The sequence below is a fragment of the Pseudomonas sp. FG35 genome (assembly GCF_057809295.1).
In genome coordinates this window covers 47,681-68,867 of sequence record NZ_JBMDJR010000008.1, presented here as the reverse complement: position 1 = coordinate 68,867, position 21,187 = coordinate 47,681, and the positions used below count along the sequence as shown (strand labels likewise).

Annotated in this window: 14 protein-coding genes; 5 read left to right on the top strand and 9 right to left on the bottom strand. The window is 62.7% G+C overall.

Going from position 1 to position 21,187, the window contains the following annotated elements; all coding sequences use genetic code 11:
- Positions 1 to 12 precede the first annotated feature (12 nt).
- Positions 13 to 906, top strand: coding sequence for a putrescine utilization regulator PtrR (ptrR, locus tag ACODTD_RS16980; RefSeq protein ID WP_007956575.1), 894 nt, complete (start codon positions 13 to 15; stop codon positions 904 to 906).
- Positions 907 to 1,048: 142 nt separating this feature from the next.
- The gene (locus ACODTD_RS16975; RefSeq protein WP_003184145.1) at positions 1,049 to 1,177 is read left to right on the top strand and encodes a PA1414 family protein; all 129 of its coding nucleotides are present in this window, start codon (positions 1,049 to 1,051) and stop codon (positions 1,175 to 1,177) included.
- A gap of 93 nt (positions 1,178 to 1,270) precedes the next feature.
- Here the strand turns inward: ACODTD_RS16975 and ACODTD_RS16970 are convergent, their stop codons facing one another.
- The 6 genes from ACODTD_RS16970 to speB all read right to left on the bottom strand — a co-directional run bounded on the left by ACODTD_RS16970 (position 1,271) and on the right by speB (position 6,781).
- Complete coding sequence (locus ACODTD_RS16970; protein WP_108560177.1) at positions 1,271 to 1,519, bottom strand: phosphopantetheine-containing protein; 249 nt, start codon at positions 1,517 to 1,519, stop codon at positions 1,271 to 1,273.
- Between the two features lie 43 nt (positions 1,520 to 1,562).
- On the bottom strand, positions 1,563 to 2,288 hold the full coding sequence (locus ACODTD_RS16965) for an MBL fold metallo-hydrolase (RefSeq protein ID WP_285356958.1): 726 nt from the start codon (positions 2,286 to 2,288) through the stop codon (positions 1,563 to 1,565).
- 84 nt (positions 2,289 to 2,372) lie between these two features.
- A complete protein-coding gene (locus ACODTD_RS16960) occupies positions 2,373 to 3,752 on the bottom strand; it encodes a sodium:solute symporter family protein (protein ID WP_285356960.1) in 1,380 nt (459 codons plus the stop codon).
- A 78-nt stretch (positions 3,753 to 3,830) separates the two neighbouring features.
- Positions 3,831 to 5,342 (bottom strand): purine-cytosine permease family protein, encoded by a 1,512-nt coding sequence (locus tag ACODTD_RS16955; RefSeq protein WP_007956582.1) that lies wholly within the window; start codon positions 5,340 to 5,342, stop codon positions 3,831 to 3,833.
- A 55-nt stretch (positions 5,343 to 5,397) separates the two neighbouring features.
- Positions 5,398 to 5,820, bottom strand: a complete 423-nt coding sequence (locus ACODTD_RS16950) for a YybH family protein (RefSeq protein WP_007956584.1) — start codon at positions 5,818 to 5,820, stop codon at positions 5,398 to 5,400.
- Between the two features lie 10 nt (positions 5,821 to 5,830).
- Complete coding sequence (gene speB, locus ACODTD_RS16945) at positions 5,831 to 6,781, bottom strand: agmatinase (protein ID WP_003222717.1); 951 nt, start codon at positions 6,779 to 6,781, stop codon at positions 5,831 to 5,833.
- 205 nt (positions 6,782 to 6,986) lie between these two features.
- On the opposite strand from speB, the gene ACODTD_RS16940 reads away from it, so the two are divergent.
- Positions 6,987 to 7,880 (top strand): LysR family transcriptional regulator, encoded by an 894-nt coding sequence (locus ACODTD_RS16940; protein WP_007956593.1) that lies wholly within the window; start codon positions 6,987 to 6,989, stop codon positions 7,878 to 7,880.
- Between the two features lie 4 nt (positions 7,881 to 7,884).
- Positions 7,885 to 8,478: a tRNA-uridine aminocarboxypropyltransferase gene (locus ACODTD_RS16935; protein ID WP_011332983.1), complete on the top strand. Its 594-nt coding sequence runs from the start codon at positions 7,885 to 7,887 to the stop codon at positions 8,476 to 8,478.
- 85 nt (positions 8,479 to 8,563) lie between these two features.
- Here the strand turns inward: ACODTD_RS16935 and ACODTD_RS16930 are convergent, their stop codons facing one another.
- Genes ACODTD_RS16930 through ACODTD_RS16920 form a run of 3 tightly spaced genes read right to left on the bottom strand, consistent with a single transcriptional unit; the run spans position 8,564 to position 13,487 of the window.
- Entirely contained in the window at positions 8,564 to 9,925 is a 1,362-nt protein-coding gene (locus ACODTD_RS16930; RefSeq protein WP_011332984.1) for an HlyD family type I secretion periplasmic adaptor subunit, read from the bottom strand.
- A gap of 10 nt (positions 9,926 to 9,935) precedes the next feature.
- A complete protein-coding gene (locus ACODTD_RS16925) occupies positions 9,936 to 12,095 on the bottom strand; it encodes a type I secretion system permease/ATPase (protein WP_011332985.1) in 2,160 nt (719 codons plus the stop codon).
- 33 nt (positions 12,096 to 12,128) lie between these two features.
- Positions 12,129 to 13,487, bottom strand: a complete 1,359-nt coding sequence (locus ACODTD_RS16920; RefSeq protein WP_011332986.1) for a TolC family outer membrane protein — start codon at positions 13,485 to 13,487, stop codon at positions 12,129 to 12,131.
- Between the two features lie 531 nt (positions 13,488 to 14,018).
- Here ACODTD_RS16920 and ACODTD_RS16915 point away from each other — a divergent pair.
- A complete protein-coding gene (locus ACODTD_RS16915) occupies positions 14,019 to 21,176 on the top strand; it encodes a retention module-containing protein (protein WP_489105037.1) in 7,158 nt (2,385 codons plus the stop codon).
- The last annotated feature ends 11 nt before the right edge of the window (positions 21,177 to 21,187 follow it).

The following is a 21,187-nucleotide window of genomic DNA, read 5'->3' as shown; positions in this document are numbered from 1 at the left end:
AGGAGAAAGGTTGTGGAGTTCAGCCAATTGCGGATCTTCCAGGCCGTGGCGGAGGAGGGCTCGATCACCCGCGCCGCCGAACGTTTGCATCGCGTGCCGTCGAACCTGTCGACCCGGCTCAAACAGCTGGAGGAGCAACTGGGTGTCGAACTGTTCGTCCGTGAGCGTCAGCGTTTGCAGTTGTCGCCTGCGGGAAAAGTCCTGCTGGACTACACCGGCAAACTGTTCGCCCTGCGCGATCAGGCCAGTGCGGCGGTGATGGGCGGGCAACCGGCGGGGGATTTCGTGCTCGGCACGCTGTACAGCACCGCCGCGATCCATTTGCCGGCGCTGCTCGCGCGGTATCACAAGCAATATCCGGCGGTGAATCTTCAGGTGCAGTCCGGGCCCAGTGGTGAATTGCTTGAAGGCCTGCTCACCGGTCGTCTCGACGCCGCGCTGGTGGATGGCCCGCCGCAACTGGCCGGGATCGACGGTGTGCCGCTGTGCAACGAGCGGCTGGTGCTGATCAGCGAGGCCGATCACCCGCCGATACGCAGCGCCAGGGATGTCGAGGGGCGGGCGGTTTTCACCTTCCGTCATGGCTGCGCCTATCGCGCGCGGCTGGAAGCGTGGTTCGCCCACTATCAGGCGGCGATGGGCCGGGCGATGGAGATCGAGTCCTATCAGGGCATGCTCGCCTGCGTGATTGCGGGCAGCGGTGTGGCGCTGATGTCGGAGTCGATGCTCGCCAGCCTGCCGGGGCGCGAAAGCGTGGCAGTGCACCCGCTGGCCGAGCCTTTTGCCAGTGCGACAACATGGCTCATGTGGCGCCGGGGCATGGTCGGTGCCAACCTCAATGCGTGGATCGAACAGCAGCAGGCGCTCTATCCCGTGGCTGGCGAAGACGTGCGGGAAACGGCTTGAACGAACGGTCAGGGATTTGGATCAATTCAGTAACAGATCATTGCGGATTTGGCCGAGCATTGCGTAGGACTTCGGACTATTATCAGTGCGAAGCGGCCTCAGAATTCCGGACGCTCAGCACCACCCTGAAGGGGGCATGACGATGAAAGAGAAAATTCAAAACTGGCTGCACGATTTGGGTGTTGCCCTCGGCTTGATCGAACCGCCTCTGCAACCGGTCCCGATTCGCACCGATGACGAACAGCGTCGGCGTCAGCCACGTCGGCGGTAATGCCCCGCTTTGAAGGGTCAAAGGTTTTAAACGACAAAAGATCGCACCCGGTCGTCACTCCATGGAGTGGCGGCCGGGTGCGATCTTTTGTTTTCAGTGACGCCCGATTTCCATCAGAAACCGGCTCAGGTCATTCGCGGTTTTCGCGGTCTTGAGCATCCGGTCCTCTTCGGCGGTGAATGCCGTCAGTCCGAATTCATCTTCCAGATGGAAGATCAGATCCTCGATATCCGCTTTTTCCAGCCCCAGCTGCGCGAGGCTGGTGTGGTCGTCGAATTCACGATTTTCCAGCAGGCGCAGGATGAAGCGGTGCACGGCAGCACGCACGGCAGCTCTTCTCATGGCAGATCTTTGTGTCGTTAGTCTGACTGAAGTACAGCAGGCCTCAGGCGTGCCGGCGCAGCCATTCGTCAATCATCCCGCGCAGATGCTCTCCGGAAAAACTGCCGAAGTGCCCGCCATGCACCGTGCGGATCTTCAACTCATGCAAACGGCGCAGGCTGGCAGCGTAGTCGTCGAGGTTGGAATGGTAGGCGTCTTCGATCAACGGCCCGTCGTAGATGATGTCACCACTGAACAGTGTCTCTGTGGCCGCTTCGTAAAGGCTGATCCCGCCCGGTGAATGCCCCGGCGTGTGCAGCACCTGCAACGTGCGGTTGCCCAGGTCCAGCACATCGCCATCCTCGACAAACCCGGTGGCCGGCGCCGCCTTGACCCGGTATTCGGCATAGCACAAAGGGCAATCCGGGTGCGCTTCGAACATGTCGTCGCCGACGAAGGCCCGGCTCAGATCGTTCTCGCCATCCGGCGCTGCCAGAATGTCCGCCTCGGCGGGATGCACCAGCCGTTCGGCAAATTCGTGATGCCCGGCGATGTGGTCGAAATGGCAATGACTGGCCACCGCCACCAGCGGCCGCTCGGTCAGCCACGGCAGTTGCTCGCGCAGGCTGACCAGCCCGGAACCGCTGTCGAGCAGCAGATCCTTGTCCCGCCCCTGAACGTGCCACAGGTTGCAGCGGTAGAAGGGGCGGATGAACGGCTCGTGAATCAGCCGAATGCCGTCGCTCAGGGTTTGCACTTCGAACCACTGATCGCGAGAAACAATCTTCATAAGCACTTTCCTTGAGACGAAAAAAACGGGTGTGGCAACCGACGCCACACCCGCCGAAGAAAGCATCAAGTCGTTATAGCGAGCTTAGACCGCGCTAGCCACCGGGGCAGGGCGACGGGAAAACAGGCTGACCACCACAAAACTCACCAGACCCACAGCCAGGCTGTAGTAGATCGGCGTGTTGGCATCCAGACCATCCTTGAACATGAACAGCAGGGCGGTGGCGAAACCCAGGCCCATGCTGGCGATGGCGCCGGCAGTGGTCGCGCGTTTCCAGAAGATCGCACCGATCAGCGGGATCAGCATGCCGCCCACCAACAGGTTGTAAGCGAGGGTCAGAGCGCTGATCACGTCGTTCACCACCAGCGCGATGCCCAGCACCACGACACCGGTCAGCAGGGTGAACAGACGGTTCACACCCAGGCTCGACTGTTTGCCGCCACGCAGTTTCGGCAGCAGGTCTTCAGTCAGGGTGGTGGCCGCGGCGAGCAGGCCGGCGCTGGCGGTGGACATCATCGCGGCCAGGGCAGCGGCGATCACCAGACCACGGATGCCGTCCGGCAGCGACAGTTTGACGATCGCGGCGAAGGCGTTGTTGACGTTGTCCAGATCCGGGATCAGCACGTGTGCAGCCATGCCGATCAGGGCGCAGGCCAGACCGTAGAGGATGCAGTAGATGCCCGCGAAGCTACCGGCGTACTGAGCCACTTTTTCGTTCTTGACGGTGAACACCCGTTGCCAGATGTCCTGACCGATCAGAATGCCGAAGAAGTAGATCATGAAGTAGGTAATGATCGTGTCCCAGCCGATGGTGGTGAAATTGAATGCCGCCGCCGGCAGCTTCAGCACCAGTTCGTCCCAGCCGCCGACGCGGTACAGGCAGATCGGCAACAGGATGAACATCAGGCCGACGGTCTTGATGATGAACTGGACGATGTCGGTCAGGGTCAGCGACCACATGCCGCCGATGGCCGAGTACACCACGACCACGCCACCGCCGAGCAGTACCGAGATCCAGAACGGCAGGCCGAAAAGAACCTGAAGAACGGTGCCGATGGCGAGGATCGAGGTCACGCCGATCATCAGCGCGTAGGCCAGCATGATCGCCGCGCTCGCCGAGCGGGCCATCGGGTTGTAGCGTTTTTCCAGGACCTGGGTAACGGTGTAGATCTTCAGTTTCAGCAGCGGCTTGGCCAGGAACAGGTTCAGCGCCACGATGCCGCAACCCAGTGCCGCGCACAGCCAGAAACCGGAGATGCCATGCACGTAGCCCAGACGCACGGTGCCGACGGTGGACGCGCCACCGAGAACGGTCGCAGCCATGGTGCCCATGTACAGGCTAGGGCCGAGGTTACGCCCGGCGACCAGGAAGTCCTCGTTGGTCTTGGCCTTGCGCATGCCGAAGTAGCCGAGCAAGAGCATGCCGGCGGCGTAGATGAGGACGACGAATAAATCCAAAGCCATGATGGCGTGTCTCCGATTGTCTTTTTTATGGGGTGGAACACTGTGGGAGAAGGCTGACCCCCACAGGCGATTCGTTTATCAGGCAGCCTGGCGCAGCGCCGCTTCAGCCGGCGCATGCGCGCCTTTGCTCCGTGGATCCTTCGGGCCGTAGACCAGCGCCGGTTCCGGAAACAGGCTCAGCAACATCAGGTACATCACCGACGCCAGACCGAGGGTCACCAGCAGGCTGATGTCGATGCCGCCGGCCAGTTCACCGAGCGGGCCGACGAACTGCCCCGGCAGGTTGACGAAGCACAGGCCGACCGCCGCGCTCGGGATCCACGCACCCAGACCGCGCCAGTTCCAGCCGTGGCTGAACCAGTAGCGTCCGCCTTGCTCGCCGCGCGTGAACACTTGCAGGTCGTCCGGGCAGTAGAAGCCGCGACGTACCACCAGGCCGATGATCATGATCACCATCCACGGGGTGGTGCAGGTGATGATCAGCACGGCGAAGGTCGACACGCTCTGCACCAGGTTCGCCGCAAAGCGCCCGATGAAGATGAAGGCAATCGACAGCACGCCGATCAGCAACGTCGCCTTGACTCGCGATAGCAGTCGCGGGAACACGCTCGACATGTCCAGCCCGGTGCCATACAGCGACGTGGTGCCGGTGGACATGCCGCCGATCACCGCAATCAGGCACACCGGCAGGAAGAACCAGCTCGGCGACACCGCCAGCAGACCGCCGACGTAGTTGTTGGCCGCAATGTAGTCCGGCGCCTGAATCGCGACGATGGTCGCAGTGGTCAGGCCAAACAGGAACGGGATGAACGTCGCGATCTGCGACAGAACCACCGCCGCCATGATCCGCTGACGCGAGGTTTCACGCGGGATGTAGCGGGCCCAGTCGCCGAGGAACGCGCCGAAGGAAATCGGATTGCTCATCGCCACCAGCGCGGCGCCGATGAACGCGGCCCAGAAGCCCGGCTGGCCGAGGCTGACAGTGCCGGCGTAGTGCGAATCGAAAGGACCGGCGAAGGCAAAGATGCCCAGCAGGAACAACAGGCTCGCGCTCCACACCGCGACCTTGTTCACCCACAGCAGGAAGCGGAAGCCGTAGATGCACACGGTCAGCACCAGAATCGCGAACAGACCGTAGGCCAGGCCCAGGGTCAGGTCGGTTTCCGGCAGGCCGATCAGGCGTTTCGCACCACCGATCAACGCATCCCCCGAACTCCACACCGAGAGCGAGAAGAAGGCGATGGCGGTCAGCAGCGACAGGAACGAACCGACGATCCGCCCGTGCACGCCGAAATGTGCACCGGACGACACGGCATTGTTGGTGCCGTTGAGCGGGCCGAACAGGCCCATCGGTGCAAGGATCAGCGAGCCGAGCAGCACGCCCGAGACAATCGCCCAGACGCCCGCCTGAAAGGACAGGCCGAACAGCACCGGGAAACTGCCGAGCACGGCGGTGGCAAAGGTATTCGCGCCGCCAAAGATCATGCGGAACAAGTCCACGGGACCGGCGGTGCGTTCGTTGTCCGGGATCTGTTCGACCCCGTGGGTTTCAATCTGCGTAAGGCTTTGGTCTTTGTTGTTGTTATTCATGATCTGCTCCGATCATAAAGGCGCGCTCATCGTGCGTGAGCGTCACCTGTCTTGGCTAAGGGGATGGCAGCCCTTCCGGCATTGCGGACAAATGTTCGTGGCAGGCCAGCCAATGGCCTTGTTGTTCTAGGCTCGACGCTTGTTTTCTGAAAACAATCGTCTCGCGCTCCTGGCTGAAGTGTTGCTCCCCTTGCATGCGCAGCTCGGTGGCCACGTCATGGATGAAAATCGCCACGTCACCCTGCAGGCTGACGAAGGCGTTGCTCGAGGTGCAGGACAGCACCTCGAAGCCATCCTCGGCGCGCCAGCTGTCCCACAACGCCTGATAGGCATCGCGCGACAGCAGGGGCTGTTCGAGGGTGTAGAACACGAAGCTCGCATCGGCGCTGAAGGCGCCGAAGTAGGCTTCGCGATCGTTGCGGGCGAAGGCGGACACCAGATCGGCGGCCGCTTTCAGAACCTGATCACGTTCGTTCATGACCCGACCCTCAGCGGTGGACCACGCCCGGCAGTACGCAGAGCATTTCGTACAGCAGGTTGGCGGCCAGCAGCGAGGTGTTGCCGGTGGTGTCATAAGCGGGCGAGACTTCTACCAGATCGCAGCCGATCAGGTCGAGGCCCTGGCAGCCGCGAACGATTTCAATCGCCTGAATGGTCGTCAGACCACCGATTTCCGGGGTGCCGGTGCCAGGCGCCCAGGCCGGGTCGATGCCGTCGATGTCGAAGCTCAGGTACACCGGGCCGCCACCGACTTTCTCGCGCACTTCGGCCATCAGCGGTGCCAGCGACTTGTGCCAGCACTCTTCGGCCTGCACCACGCGGAAGCCCTGATCGCGGCTCCAGTTGAAGTCGTCAGCGGTGTAGCCCTGCGCACGCAGACCGATCTGCACCACACGGTCGCAGTCCAGAAGACCTTCTTCGACCGCACGACGGAAGGTCGTACCGTGGGCGATCTTCTCGCCGAACATGTGATCGTTGACGTCAGCGTGGGCGTCGATGTGTACCAGACCGACCTTGCCGTGCTTTTTGTGGATCGCACGCAGGATCGGCAGGGTGATGGTGTGGTCGCCGCCCAGGGTCATCGGGATCACGTTGTGCTCGAGGATGTTGTCGTAGGCTTCTTCGATGATGCGCACGGCGTCGAGCAGGTTGAAGGTGTTGATCGCCACGTCACCGATGTCGGCAACCGACAGCGAGTCGAACGGCGCAGCGCCGGTGGCCATGTTGTACGGGCGGATCATCACCGATTCGGTGCGGATGTCGCGAGGCCCGAAGCGGGTGCCGGGGCGCAGCGAAGTACCGATGTCCAGTGGCACGCCAACAAAGGCAGCGTCCAGGCCGGCAGCGGTCGGAACATGGGGGAGTCGGAGCATGGTGGCGATGCCGCCGAAGCGCGGCATTTCGTTGCCGCCCAGTGGTTGGTGAAGAATCTTGTCCACGGGTAGGGCCTCATCGTCTTTGTTTTATTTATGTCGGCGCACCGCATTCGCAAGGTCACGGGCACCGCTGTGGGCCGATTCTGCGAAATGTAGTGGGGCGGAAGAATCGCTACGGGCAAATACTTAGTTCAGAAATTTCTAAACTAATGGAAGGGGTGGAGATAGACTTCTCGCCTATGCTCGTTGCCCGATCAGTGGAGTAGACATGGCCAACGCTTTACCCGACCTGAAACTGTTGCGCATCTTCGTCAGCGTCGTGCGCCATCAGGGGTTTGCCAACGCGCAGCAGGAACTCAACCTGTCGACCTCGGCGATCAGCACCTACATGAGCCAGCTCGAAGCCGCGCTCGGTCTGGTGCTGTGCCATCGCGGGCGCGGTGGTTTCAGCCTGACCAGCAAGGGCGAACTGTTCCATCAGGAAACCCTGCGTCTGCTGGCCGAACTCGAAGGTTTCGAGCAATACGCGGCAGCGCTCAAGGGCGAACTGCGTGGCACGCTCAACCTCGGGGTGATCGACTCCACGGTCAGCGACAAGGCCCTGCCGTTCGCCGAAGCCATCGGCGCCTACAGCCAGGAACACCCGGCGGTGCATTTGCATCTGTCGGTGATGAGCCCGTATGAACTGCAACTCGGCGTGCAGGACAACCGCCTCGATCTGGCCATCGGCGCATTCTCCACGCGCATGAGCGGTCTGGTGTACATGCCGCTGTACCGCGAGCAGCACTGGCTGTATTGCAGCAGCCGTCACCCGTTGTTCAACGAACGGCGGATTCCCGAGCAGGTCATCACCCAGCAACGCATGGTCGGGCGCGGTTACTGGAGCCAGGCCGAACTGGCGCGCCACGGTTTCAAGCACAGCGCCGCGACGGTGGAAAGTATGGAAGCGCAGCTGATTCTGGTGCTGTCCGGTGCCTACATCGGTTACCTGCCGGAGCACTACGCCCAGGCCTGGGCCGACAAGGGCGACCTGCGGGTGCTGCTGCCGGCCACCTTCGGCTATCAGGCGCCGTTTTCCATGATCATGCGCCGTGGCCGCAGCCGCGAGCCGCTGATCCAGACTTTCCGCGATCTGCTCAAAGCGCAGCTCAATCAGGCCTGAGAACATGTCCAGACCCCAATGCCTGCGCTGCCTGCGCCCACAAACCCATTGCCTGTGCCCGCTGATCCCCAGCCTCGACAGCCGCACCCGGGTGTTGCTGTTGCAGCACCCGAGCGAGGTCAATCACGCGCTCAACACCGCACGGCTGGCAGCGCTCGGGTTGAACAATGCCGAGCTGATGGTCGGTGAGGTTTTCGAGGATTTGCCCGCGCTGCTGAACCGACCGGGGTATCGGGCGCGGTTGTTGTTTCCGGCGGACGATGCGCAACCGATGCAGGCGTACACCGCGTCCGATGAACCGCTGTTGCTGGTGGTGCCGGACGGCACGTGGCGCAAGGCGCGCAAGATGTTGCACCTCAATCCCTTGTTGGCGGCGTTGCCACGGGTGACGCTGGCCGAAGGCGGGATTTCCCGGTATCGGCTGCGCAAGGCGCCGGGGCCGGGGGCGCTGTCGACCATCGAGGCGATTGTTCAGGCGTTGCAGACGCTGGAAGCGCCGGCGTCTTTCGAGCCGTTGCTCAAGCCGTTCGAGGCGTTGATCGAAGGGCAGATTGCGGCGATGGGGGAGGAGACTTTCCAGAAGAATCACGGTGGCTGATCGGACTCAGACCGATCGGACTCGCCCTGATCGTTCCCACGCAGAGCGTGGGAACGATCAATTCACCGCAAAGTCCGGATCATCACTAGCGCTCGCGCATCGCCTCGGTCCGGGCCTTGAGCACCGGTTTTAGCAGGTAATCCAGCACGCTTTTCTCCCCGGTAATGATGTCCACCGTCGCCACCATCCCCGGAATGATCAGCAGCGGTTTCACATCCCCGCCCAAGTGGTTTTTGTCGGTGCGCACCTGGATCAGGTAGAAGCTGTTGCCCTTGTCGTCGGTGATGGTGTCAGCGCCGATCAGCTCAAGTTTGGCACTGAGCCCGCCGTAGATCGTGTAGTCGTAGGCGCTGAACTTGACCATGGCTTTCTGGCCCGGGTGCAGGAACGCCACGTCCTGCGGCCGGACTTTGGCTTCGATCAGCAGGTTGTCTTCCAGCGGCACGATTTCCACCATGTCGCTGCCCGGCTGCACCACGCCGCCGATGGTGTTGACCTTCATTTGCTTGATCACCCCATGCACCGGCGAGGTCACCGTGGTACGGCTGACGCGGTCGTCGATGGCGATGCTCGAAGCAGTGATTTTCGACAGGTCGGTACGTTTCTCATTGAGCTCCTTGGCCGCTTCCGAGCGGAAAGTCTGTTCCGATTCGTCGATCTTGCTGCGGATCTCGGCGATGGCCGATTCGGCGCGGGGAATGGCCAGGGTCGTGGCGTTCAGGGAACCGCGGATTTCCACGGCACTGCGCTTGAGCCGCAGGATCTCCACCGGCGACACGGCGCCAGTCTTGACCAGCGGTTCGGACATGTTCATTTCCTGATTCACCAACGCCAGGCTTGAGCTGTACTGACCCTGTTTCGAGCGAAACTCCGCCAGCTCCTGAGTCTTCTGCCGCAGCTGTTCGCTGAGGGTGCGTTGCTCGCTGGCCAGCCGCCGCTGCCGTTGTTCGTACAGCGAACGCTCGTCCTCGGCCACTTGCGGGGCCTTGGCGATCACTTCGTCCGAGAGCTTGAATGGCCGGCCTTCGGCTTCGGCGGACAAGCGTTCGACCTGCGCGGTCAAGGCATAACGATCAGCCTCGCTCTCACCCTTGTTCGACAGAAACCGCGTGTCGTCCAGGCGCAGCAGTTTGTCGCCCTTGTCGACCATCTGCCCTTCGCGCACGAAGATCTCGGTGACGATCCCGCCCTCGAGGTTCTGGATCACCTGAACCTTGCTCGACGGAATGGCCTTGCCTTCGCCCATGGTCACTTCCTGCAGCACCGCGAACTTGGCCCAGACCAGCGCACTGATCAGCAGCGCCGCCGCCAGCCACACGGTGATGCGCGACCAGCGTGGCGAATCCTGCAGCGAGGCACCGGCGGTTTCCGGCATGAATTCAGCCTCGGCGCTTTTGCCGAAACTGTCGAAGTAACCGCGCGGTTTTGAAGAGGAGGAAGCAGACATGGGGCAACTCCTAGACCGCTGCCGAGCCGACCCGGCCCTTGCGCAGCGCATCGATGACCGCTTCTTTCGGACCGTCGGCGACGATCCGGCCGTTGTCCAGCACCAGCAACCGGTCCACCAGGCTCAGCATCGAGGTGCGGTGGGTGACCAGCAGCAAGGTTTTGCCCTGCACCCAGCCGTGCAGCTTCTGGCGCAAGACGTCTTCGCTGCTGTTGTCCATGGCGCTGGTGGGTTCGTCGAGCAGCATGATTGGCGGGTCGAGCAACAGCGCTCGCGCCAGCAGGACTGCCTGGCGTTGCCCGCCGGAGAGCAATTGCCCGCGCTCGCCAACCGGCCGGTCGAAGCCTTGCGGGTGTTGCCGTGCAAGCTCGGTAACGCCGGTCAGTTCGGCCACTTCAAGCATCCGCGAATCGCTGATGTAGCGCGCGCCGAGGGTCAGGTTGTCGCGCAGACTGCCGGCCAGCAGCGGCAGGTCATGGGCGACGTAACCGATCTGCTGGCGCAGGTCGGCGACATCCAGTTGCCGCAGGTCGAGGCCATCGAGCAGCAACTGGCCTTCTTCCGGTTCGTAGAAGCCCATCACCAGCCGCGCCAGGGTGCTTTTGCCCGAGCCGCTGCGGCCGATGATGCCGATCCGTTCGCCGGGTTTGACGCTGAAGCTGACGTTGCTCAGGGCCGGAGTGTTCTGGCCGTTGTAGTGGAAGGTCACGGCATTGGCGTCCAGCGCGCCTTGCAGCTGCGTGCGCTCCAGCGGCCGCTGTTTGCCGTCACGTTCCTGAGGCAGCGACATCAGCGCATCGGTGCTTTTCATGGTCAGTTGCGCTTGCTGGTAGCGGGTGATCAGCCCGGCGATCTGGCCCAGCGGCGCGAGCACGCGGCTGCCGAGCATGTAAGTCGCTACCAGCGCGCCGACGCTGAGGTTGCCGGCGATGATGCTGTAGACCCCGGCCACAATTGTCGCCATCCCCGAAAACTGCTGGATGAACAGCGTGCCGTTGGTGGCCAGCGCCGAGAGATTACGCGCGTGGCTGTCGAGGCGGGTGAGGGCGCCGTGGGTGCTCTCCCATTTGTGCTGGCGCTCGCTTTCGGCGCTGCACGCCTTGAGGGTTTCCAGTCCGCCGAGGGTTTCGATCAGCAACGCCTGACGCTCGGCGCCGAGGCTCAGGCTTTTCTGCACGGTGTCGCGCAGGCGGGCCTGAATGATCATCGCGAACACGATCGTGATCGGAAACGCCAGCAGCGGAATCACCACCAGCCAGCCACCGAGCAGGCCGATCACCACCAGCATCAACACCACGAAGGGCAGATCGATCAGGCTGGTCAGGGTCACGGCGGTGAGGAATTCGCGCAGGCCCTGAAAGTCGTGAATGCTCTGGGCGAAGCCGCCGATGGTCGCTGGCCGGGCCTTCATCGCCATGCCGGTGATGCGCTCGAACAAAGTCGCGGAAAGGATCACGTCGGTCTTCTTGCCGGCGGTGTCCAGCAAGTGCGCGCGCACCACCCGCAGCACCAGTTCGAACCCGGTGCCGATCAGCAGCCCGATGGCCAGCACCCACAGGGTCGACGTGGCCTGGTTCGGCACCACGCGGTCGTAGGTCTGCATGACGAACAGCGGCACCATCAGGCCCAGCAGGTTGATCAGGAAACTGGCGAGGATCGCGTCGCTGTAGAGCCATTTCGACAGCTTCAGGGTGTCGCGAAACCATGCCTGCACCCGTGGCACCAACGGTGAGCGCAGGTCTTCGAGTTCATGCCGTGGCCGGGCGAACAGGGCTTGGCCACTATAGTGTTCGGTGAGTTCTTCACGACTGACCCATTGCTCGCCGCCGTCGGCTTCGCTGGGCAGGATCAGCGCCTTGCCGTCTTCGGCAAAACGCCGCAGGACCGCCGTGCGCCCGTTGCCGAGCAGCAACAGCACCGGCAGGTTCAGCGGAGAAATGTCTTTGAGTTCCCGGCGCAGCAAGCGCGCCTGCAACCCGGCCCTGGCTGCGGCGCGGGGCAGCAGGTCCAGGCTCAGGCGTTGTTTGTCCAAGGGCAGCCCGGCGCTCAGGCTGGCGCGACTGACCGTCGCGCCGTGGAGTTTGCAGAGGATCAACAGACCGTCGAGCAACGGGTCATCGAAACTCAGCCGCGGATCGATCCCGGTGTTACCGGGTTGCATGCTGGTCATATTGATCGCTCCCCTGGCACTACATCATCGGGACTACTTCAGTTCAGGCAAGCGTGCTTCGTTCTTCACCTCGGTCGCGGCAATCGCATCGGCTGGTAACACAACCCGCTGCTTGTTCAACAACTGGCCCATGTTCGCCAGCACGCGGTACATCGAATATTCCTCGGTGTAGCGGATTTCGGTGTAGCGACGGTTGGCGTTGTACAGCTCGTTTTCGCTGTCGAGCAGGTCGAGCAGGGTGCGCTGGCCGAGGCCGAACTGATCCTGATACGCGGCGCGCACACGCTTGGTGGTCTCGGCGTATTCGCGGGCGGTCGGGGTCTGTTTCTTGGCGTTGAGCATGGCGTTCCACGCCAGGTGAATGTTCTCGTTGAGCTGGCGCAGGGCGTTGTTGCGGATGTCCATCGCCTGGTTGATCTGGTGCGCGTCGGAAGCCAGTCGCGCCTTGTCGCTGCCGCCACGGAACAGGTTGTAGTTCATCACCACGCCGACCCGCCATTCGTTGTCGTGGCCCTCGTCACCCTGCACGTTGTTGTTGGCGCCGACGGCGGCTTCTGCGTCGAAGCGTGGATAGAACGGCGACTTGGCAACTTCATACTGGCTCTCGGCCGACTGCACGTCAGCCTGGGCGGATTTCAGGTACGGGTTGTTCTCGACCATGCTCTGCTGGGCTTCGGGCAAGGTGGCGGGCAACTCGCCGCGGGTCGAGGCGGGGGTTTCCAGCTCATCGGGCATGCGTCCGACCACGCTGTAGAAGTTCGACTCGGCGTCGGCCAGATCGACTTCGGCAGTGTCGAGGTTGTTCTGCGCCAGCGCCTTACGGGCGACCGATTGATCGGAGTCGGCGGTGCTGCCCACGCCGCGCTCGGTGCGCAGGCCGATCTGGTCGTTGACCCGCAAGTGCGCCTGCAGGTTGTTCCTGGCCAGAGTCACCAGTTCACGGCGCTTGAGCACTTCGAGGTAGACCTCGATGGTGCGCAGCGCCAGGTCCTGGGCGGTGCCTTGGGCGTAATAGGCGCGCGAGTTGGAAACGCCCTTGGTGCGCTCGACTTCGTTTGCAGTGTTGAAACCGTCGAACAGCATCTGCCGCAGACGCAGCTCGGACTGGGTGTAATTGAGGATTTCGGTGTGGTGGTTACCGAAAGCCCGGGTGTTGGTGTTGTCGCTATAGCCGCGCCCGTAGGCAGCGTTCAGATCCACCGACGGATAGAAGCCGCCCTTGGCGACCTTCACCTGTTCATCAGCTGACAGGCGCGCATCCACGCGCGAGGCCAGTTCGGGGTGGGTGGCGATGGTGCTCTGGATCGCTTCGGTGAGGTTCATGGCCTGGGCTTGGGAAGTGCAAGCCATGGCCAGCAAAACCGCGCTGCAGAGGGGGGTTAGTACGCGCATGGGTGCATCTCCCTGAGTCCTGATGGTGTTCCGCTGTCGCCAATTTATTGACGATATTTTTAGTAAAAAGCGTTTCATGCCTGTAACAACAGAGCTAAGAACATCCTGAAGCGTAGCTAAGAAAAAATTTTCATATGGGTTATGCCAAAAAAAACTTATGCGGTTCGCCAAATCCAGCACATTGTTCCACTCGAAAGCCTTTGTTTTATGCGCTTTAGGGAGCACAGAAAGGCTTGAGGAAAGTTCCACTCACTTTGCGACATACGGCGAAGTACTGCTAAAGGGGAGGGACGCGTAGCGGCTGATGAGCGACAGTTTTTTGTCACTCGGGTGATTCACCACCGTTACGTAGCGCTAGTGGGCCTGCTGCATCTAACAGAGATTCCAAGTGCTTGACGGCACTGGAGTTTCTGGATTTGCACAACCTGCGAAACGAACTGTCGAGGTGCGAGCGTCGCCCCGACAACCCGCTTGAGCCATGGGCTGCTTCGCGAACCAGCGCCGACGGTGGTCGGCAGCGGAGGAATGCACATGGCAACGCTCATCGGGACCGTCACTAAAGTCATTGGTCAGGTTTTCGCTCAGTCGGCGGACGGCACTCGTCGCGCACTGGTCGAAGGCGATCGGCTGTTTGCAGGGGATCAATTGATCACCGGGGCGGAGGGGGCGGTTGCCGTCCATCTGCAAAATGGCCAGGAGCTGACCCTCGGTCGCGACAGCAGCCTGACCATGACCGGCCAGTTGCTCGCCGATCAGGCGGCCCACGTCAATGCTCCGGAAGCGGTGACCCCGAGCGAGTCGCAACTGACCGACGTCGAACAGATCCAGAAAGCCATTGCCGCCGGCGATGACCCGACCAAAACCGCCGAAGCGACCGCGGCCGGCCCCGGAGCCACCGGTGGTGCGCCGGGTGCGCTGGGTGGCGGCCACAGTTTTGTGTTGCTGACCGAAGTGGCGGGCCGGGTCGATCCGGTCATCGGTTTCCCGACGGCCGGGTTCAACGGCATTCCGGAGTTTCCCGAAGAGCGGCATAACGCCGTGATCGACAACGGTGACGGCCAGGCCACCCCGATTGTTCCGCCTCCACCGCCAGTCAACAATCCGGTCACACTCACCGGGCTGTCTGTTGCCGGTGGCGAATTGAATCTCAACGAAGCCAATCTGCCCGACGGTTCCGCCGCCAACCCTGGCGCGCTGACCCAGACCGGCAGTTTCACGGTGTCGGCGCCGGACGGTCTGAGCAGCCTGAGCATCGGCGGTATCAACGTGATTGTCGGCGGCGTGCCGATCGGTTTCCCGCAATCGATCACCACGCAACTGGGCAATACCCTGACCATCACCGGCTACAACCCGGCCACCGGCACGGTCAGTTACAGCTACACCCTCAACGGCAACGAGACCCACGCAGCGGGCGACGGCGCCAACAACCTCAGCGAACAATTCACCGTGATCGCCGGCGACAGCAATGGCGACACCGCGACTGGCACGCTCGACGTCAACATTACCGACGACGTGCCGAAAGCGTTCGATGACAACAATGGTACGGCGACAGAGACTCAACTGACGCTGACCGGCAACGTCCTGACCAACGACGTGCAAGGTGCCGACCGCGTACCTGTCGGCGAAAATGCCGGCCCGATCACCCCCGGTACCTTTGTCGGGACTTACGGCACGCTGGTGCTCAACGCTAACGGCACCTACACCTACACCCTCAACACCAACGATGCGGACTTCAAAAACCTGCATGGCGGTGGCAATGGCACTGAAACCTTCACCTACACCCTGACCGATGCCGACGGCGACACCAGCACCGCCAACCTTGTGTTGCAGATCCACAACAACGACGATCCGGTGGTCATCAACGGCCTCGACGTCAACGGCGGTGAACTCACCGTTTACGAAAAAAATCTGAGCGACGGCAGCAGCCCCGATGCTCCAGCGCTGACCCAAAGCGGCACCTTCACCATCACTGCTCTCGATGGCGTCACCACGCTGACCATCGGCGGCATCGCCGTGGTCACGAATGGCGTTGCGGCAGGCTTCCCACAATCGGTAACTACGCCCCTGGGCAGCACGCTGACCATCACCGGCTTCAACGCGGCGACCGGCGTCGTCAGCTACAGCTACACCCTGGTCGACAACGAAGCACATCCAACCACCAACGGCGCCAACGTGCTCAACGAGCAATTCGCCGTGACCGTGGTCGACGACAACGGCACCACCGCCAACGCCACGCTGGACGTGAACATCGTCGATGACTTGCCAAAAGGGGTGGACGACAGCAACGCCGGGACTGCTTCGGAAACCAACCTCACGCTGAGCGGCAACGTCCTGACCAACGACGTGCAGGGTGCTGACCGCGTGCCTGTCGGCGAAAATGCTGGCCCGATCACTGCCGGCACTTTCACCGGGACTTACGGCACCCTGGTGCTGAACGCCAACGGCACTTACACCTACACGCTCAATACCAGCGACGCCGATTTCAAAGCCCTGCACGGCGGCGGCAACGGCACTGAAACCTTCACCTACACCATCACCGATGCCGACGGCGACACCAGCACCGCCAACCTTGTGTTGCAGATCCACAACAACGACGATCCGGTGGTCATCAACGGCCTCGACGTCAACGGCGGTGAACTCACCGTTTACGAAAAAAATCTGAGCGACGGCACCAGTCCCAACGCCCCGGCGCTGACCCAAAGCGGCACCTTCACCGTCACTGCCCTCGACGGTCTGCAAACCCTGACCGTGGGCGGCATCGCCGTGATCACCAACGGTGTCGCGGCAGGCTTCCCGCAATCGGCGGTCACGCCGCTGGGCAGCACGTTGACCATCACCGGATACGACCCGGCCACGGGCGTGGTCAGCTACAGCTATACCCTGGTCGATAACGAAACCCATCCGACCGCCAACGGTGCCAACAGCCTTACCGAGAACTTCAACGTGGTGGCGACCGACACCGACGGCAGCACCGCCACCGGGCAGATCAACGTCAACATCATCGACGACCTGCCGACCGCCAAACCCGACGCGACGTCGGTGCAGGAGGGCGGCACCGTCAGCGGCAACGTGCTGGACAACGACATCGGCGGCGCCGACGGCCCGGCAGCCAGTGGCGCAGTAGTGGGCGTGCGCGCCGGTTCCGACACCTCGACCTCGGCCATCGGCGGCCTCAACAGCAACATCAACGGCACCTACGGCTACCTGACCCTCGACGCCAACGGCAACGCGGTCTATCACAGCAACCCGAATGCCGTGAGCGGCCCGGGTGCGGTGGACGTGTTCACCTACACCGTGCGCGATTCCGACGGTGACGAAAGCACCACCACCATTACCATCGACGTCTACAACAGCAAACTGTGCGCGGTCAGCGACACCGACGTCACCGTCTACGAAAAAGCCCTCGATCTGACCAAGGACGGCCAGGATCTGGCTCCTGGCACGGTCACCGGCAGCGATCCGACCAGCACCGGGGAAACAGCGTCTGGCACGCTGGTCGGCTCGGTCACCGGCGCGGTCGGTGCGATCAGCTACGCGCTGGTCGGCAGCGCCACCGGCAACTACGGGCAGATCGTGCTCAACCCCGACGGTACGTACACCTACACCCTGACCTCACCGGCCAGCACCACCCCGCACGCTGATGACGGCGCCAACAGCCTGACCGAAACCTTCACCTATCAGGCCACCGATTCGCTGGGCAACGTCGTCACCAGCACCATCGTGGTCAACATCGTCGATGACGTGCCGAAGGCGATCAACGACAGCAACGCCGGCACCGCGTCGGAAACCCAGTTGACCCTCAACGGCAACGTGCTGACCAACGACGTGCAAGGCGCCGACGTGGTGGCGATCGGCCCGAATGCCGGCCCGATCACCCCCGGCACCTTCACCGGGACTTACGGTACGCTGGTGCTGAACGCCAACGGCACGTACACCTACACGCTCAACACCAACGACGCAGACTTCAAAAACCTGCACGGCGGTGGCAACGGCACCGAGACCTTCACCTACACCCTGACCGATGCCGACGGCGACACCAGCACCGCCAACCTGGTGCTGAACATCCACAACAACGACGATCCGGTGGTCCTCAACGGCCTCGACGTGTATGGCGGCGAGCTGACCGTTTACGAGAAAAACCTCAGCGACGGCACCAGTCCCGACACCCCGGCGCTGACCCAGAGCGGCACCTTCACCGTCACCGCCCTCGACGGTCTGCAAACCCTGACCGTGGGCGGCATCGCCGTGATGACCAACGGCGTTGCGGCCGGCTTCCCGCAATCGACCGTCACCCCGCTGGGCAGCACGCTGACCATCACCGGTTACAACCCGACTACCGGCGTGGTCAGTTACAGCTACACCCTGGTCGATAACGAATCCCATCCGAACGCCAACGGCGCCAACAGCATCACCGAGAACTTCAACGTGGTGGCGACCGACACCGACGGCAGCACTGCGACCGGGCAGATCAACGTCAACATCATCGACGACCTGCCGACCGCCAAGGCCGACACCGGCTCGGTGGCGGAGGGCGGCACGGTCAACATAAGCGTGCTGGGCAACGACATCAGCGGCGCAGATGGCGCGGCGATCGTGGTCGGCGTGCGCGCCGGCGGCAACACCGCGACTTCGGCCATCGGCGGCCTCAGCAGCAACATCAACGGCAACTACGGTTACCTGACCCTCGATGCGGCCGGCAACGCGGTCTATCACAGCAACCCGAACTCGGTGAGCCCGCCGGGCGCCACCGACACTTTCACCTACACCATCCGCGACAGTGACGGCGACGAAAGCACCACCACCATCACCGTCAACGTCGCCGACAGCAAGCTTGTGGCCTCGACCGATCAGGACGTGACCGTCTATGAGAAAGCCCTCGACCTGACCCAGGACGGACAAGACCTGGCCCCCGGCACGGTCACCGGCAGCGACCCGGGCAACACCGGCGAAACCGCGACCGGCACGCTGGTCGGTTCGGTCAGCGGCGGCAGCGGGGCGATCACCTACACCCTGGTCGGCAGCGCCACCGGGACTTACGGGCAGATCCAGCTCAACGCCGACGGCACGTACATCTATACCCTGACCTCGGCGCCGAAAACCACGCCGAACGCCAACGACGGGCCGAACACCCTGAGCGAAAGCTTCACCTACAAAGCCACCGATGCGCTGGGCAACAGCACCACCAGCACCATCGTGGTCAACATCGTCGACGACGTGCCAAAAGCGGTAGCCTCGGAGCGTTCGGTGGCGGCGGTGGAGATCGACTCCAACATCCTTATCGTCCTCGACATCTCCGGCAGCATGGCTGACGCCTCCGGCGTACCGGGTCTGTCGCGGCTGGAACTGGCGAAGCAGGCGATCAGCGCCTTGCTCGACAAGTACGACGATCTGGGCGATGTGAAAGTGCAGCTCGTCACCTTCAGCAGCAACGCCACCGACCGCACTTCGGTGTGGGTCGATGTCGCGACGGCCAAGACCCTTCTGGCCGGCCTCAGCGCGGGCGGCGGCACCAACTACGACGCTGCCGTGGCAACCATGTACAACGCGTTCAACACCTCGGGCAAACTCACCGGGGCACAGAACGTCGGCTACTTCTTCTCCGACGGCAAACCCAACGAGGGTGACATCGGCACCGCCGACGAAGCGACGCTCAAGGCGTTCCTCGATGCCAACAACATCAAGAACTACGCGATCGGCCTGGGCAGCGGCGTGAGCAACGCCAATCTCGATCCGCTGGCGTACGACGGCATCACGCACACCAACACCAACGCAGTGGTGGTCACCGACCTTAATCAACTCAATTCGGTGCTGTCCGGCACTGTTGAGGGCGCGCCGGTCACCGGTTCGTTGATCGGCGAGGGCGGCACGTTCGGCGCCGATGGCGGGTTCATCAAGTCCATCGTGGTCGACGGCACCACCTACACCTATGACCCGAAAGCCAACGGCGGGCAGGGTTCACTGGTCGCCAGCGGCGGCGCCAACCACGGCACGTTCAACACGGTGAACAACACCCTGAGCATCGCCACCAACAACAGCGGCACCCTGGTGGTCAACCTCGATACCGGCGACTACAGCTACACCTCGCAGAAAACCACCGCCGTGGTGATCACCGAGAACATCGGCTTCACCCTCAGCGACAACGATGGCGACCTCGCCAGCTCGACGCTGACCGTGAAAGTGATCCCCAACGCGCCTCCGGTGGCGGCGGACGACCACGTCATCACCAACGTGCTGTCGGGCAACATCGTGGTGCCGGGCGAGCTGTTGCTGGCCAACGACACCGACCCGAACGGCGACACCCTCAACGCCACGCCAACCTCGTTCAACACCGGCTGGATCTCCAAATCCGCGGACTTCACCGGCAGCGGCGCGATCAGCTTCACCGGCACCAATGCCAACACCGCCGCCAACCAGAACCTGGCCAACGTGCGCAATGCGTTCAGCGCCAACGCCGCGACCATGACCGCCGTGCTGGTGGTCAGCGGCTACCTCGGCGCGGTCACCAACACCAACGCCAACGATGAAGACCGCATCACCGTCAACCTGCGCCAGGGTGAAACCCTCAACCTGGACCACAACCTGGCGGCCGGTCACATCACCATGGAGTACTCGATCAACGGTGGCGCCTACATCGCCCTCGCCGACGGCCAGACCCTGACCGCGACGTCCGATGGGGTCTACCAGATCCACATCACCAACATCACCAACACCACGGGCAGCAACGCCAACGCGGCGGAAAACTACCAGCTGACCATGACCCTCAACTACGCCGGGGCCCACGACATCACCCCGGACTACCACGGCACCTACACCGCCAACGACAACCACGGCGGCAGTGACACGGCGAACGTGACCATCAGCTATCAGGACGGCCACACCCTCACCGGTACCTCGGGCGATGACGTGCTGGTGGCTGGCACCGGCGACAACATCATCAACGCCGGCGACGGCAACGATGTACTGACCGCAGGTTCCGGCAACAACGAACTGCATGGCGGGGCCGGCAACGACTTGCTCTACAGCGGCCCGGGCAACGACCTGCTCGACGGTGGCAGCGGCATCGACACCGCCAGCTACGCCCATGCCACCGCCGGGGTGACGGTCAACCTCGGTCTGCTCGGTGCGCAAAACACCATTGGTGCCGGGACAGACACCCTGACCGGTATCGAAAACCTGGTCGGCTCGAACTTCAACGACACCCTCACCGGCGACAACAATAACAACGTGATCAACGGCGGTCTGGGCAACGACATCCTCAACGGCGGCGGGGGCGATGACCTGCTGATCGGCGGGATGGGCAACAACACCCTGACCGGCGGGCCGGGCGCCGACACCTTCCAGTGGCTCAAGGGCAACAGCGGTCATGACCTCGTCACCGACTTCACTCCAGGCACCGACAAGCTCGACCTGTCGCAACTGCTGCAAGGTGAAAACGGCACCTCGGCGTCACTGGATGACTACCTGCACTTCACCGTCACCGGCAGCGGCGCCTCGGTCATGACCAGCATCGATGTCAGCGCCATGGCCGGCGCCACGCCTAACCAGACCATCGACCTGGCCGGCGTCAACCTCGCCAGTCATTACGGCGTGACGCCGGGGGCCGGTGGGTTGATCGCCAGCGGGCACGATACGGCGACGATCATCAACGGCATGCTGAATGATCATTCGTTGAAGGTGGATACGGTGTAAGCCGGAGCTGA

Bases quoted from the DNA above. Each gene is read 5' to 3' on its own strand.
- ACODTD_RS16975 (WP_003184145.1), top strand. From the start codon at position 1,049: ATGAAAGAGAAAATTCAAAACTGGCTGCACGATTTGGGTGTTGCCCTC.
- ACODTD_RS16970 (WP_108560177.1), bottom strand. From the start codon at position 1,519: ATGAGAAGAGCTGCCGTGCGTGCTGCCGTGCACCGCTTCATCCTGCGC.
- ACODTD_RS16965 (WP_285356958.1), bottom strand. From the start codon at position 2,288: ATGAAGATTGTTTCTCGCGATCAGTGGTTCGAAGTGCAAACCCTGAGC.
- ACODTD_RS16960 (WP_285356960.1), bottom strand. From the start codon at position 3,752: ATGGCTTTGGATTTATTCGTCGTCCTCATCTACGCCGCCGGCATGCTC.
- ACODTD_RS16955 (WP_007956582.1), bottom strand. From the start codon at position 5,342: ATGAATAACAACAACAAAGACCAAAGCCTTACGCAGATTGAAACCCAC.
- ACODTD_RS16950 (WP_007956584.1), bottom strand. From the start codon at position 5,820: ATGAACGAACGTGATCAGGTTCTGAAAGCGGCCGCCGATCTGGTGTCC.
- ACODTD_RS16940 (WP_007956593.1), top strand. From the start codon at position 6,987: ATGGCCAACGCTTTACCCGACCTGAAACTGTTGCGCATCTTCGTCAGC.
- ACODTD_RS16935 (WP_011332983.1), top strand. From the start codon at position 7,885: ATGTCCAGACCCCAATGCCTGCGCTGCCTGCGCCCACAAACCCATTGC.
- ACODTD_RS16930 (WP_011332984.1), bottom strand. From the start codon at position 9,925: ATGTCTGCTTCCTCCTCTTCAAAACCGCGCGGTTACTTCGACAGTTTC.
- ACODTD_RS16925 (WP_011332985.1), bottom strand. From the start codon at position 12,095: ATGACCAGCATGCAACCCGGTAACACCGGGATCGATCCGCGGCTGAGT.
- ACODTD_RS16920 (WP_011332986.1), bottom strand. From the start codon at position 13,487: ATGCGCGTACTAACCCCCCTCTGCAGCGCGGTTTTGCTGGCCATGGCT.
- ACODTD_RS16915 (WP_489105037.1), top strand. From the start codon at position 14,019: ATGGCAACGCTCATCGGGACCGTCACTAAAGTCATTGGTCAGGTTTTC.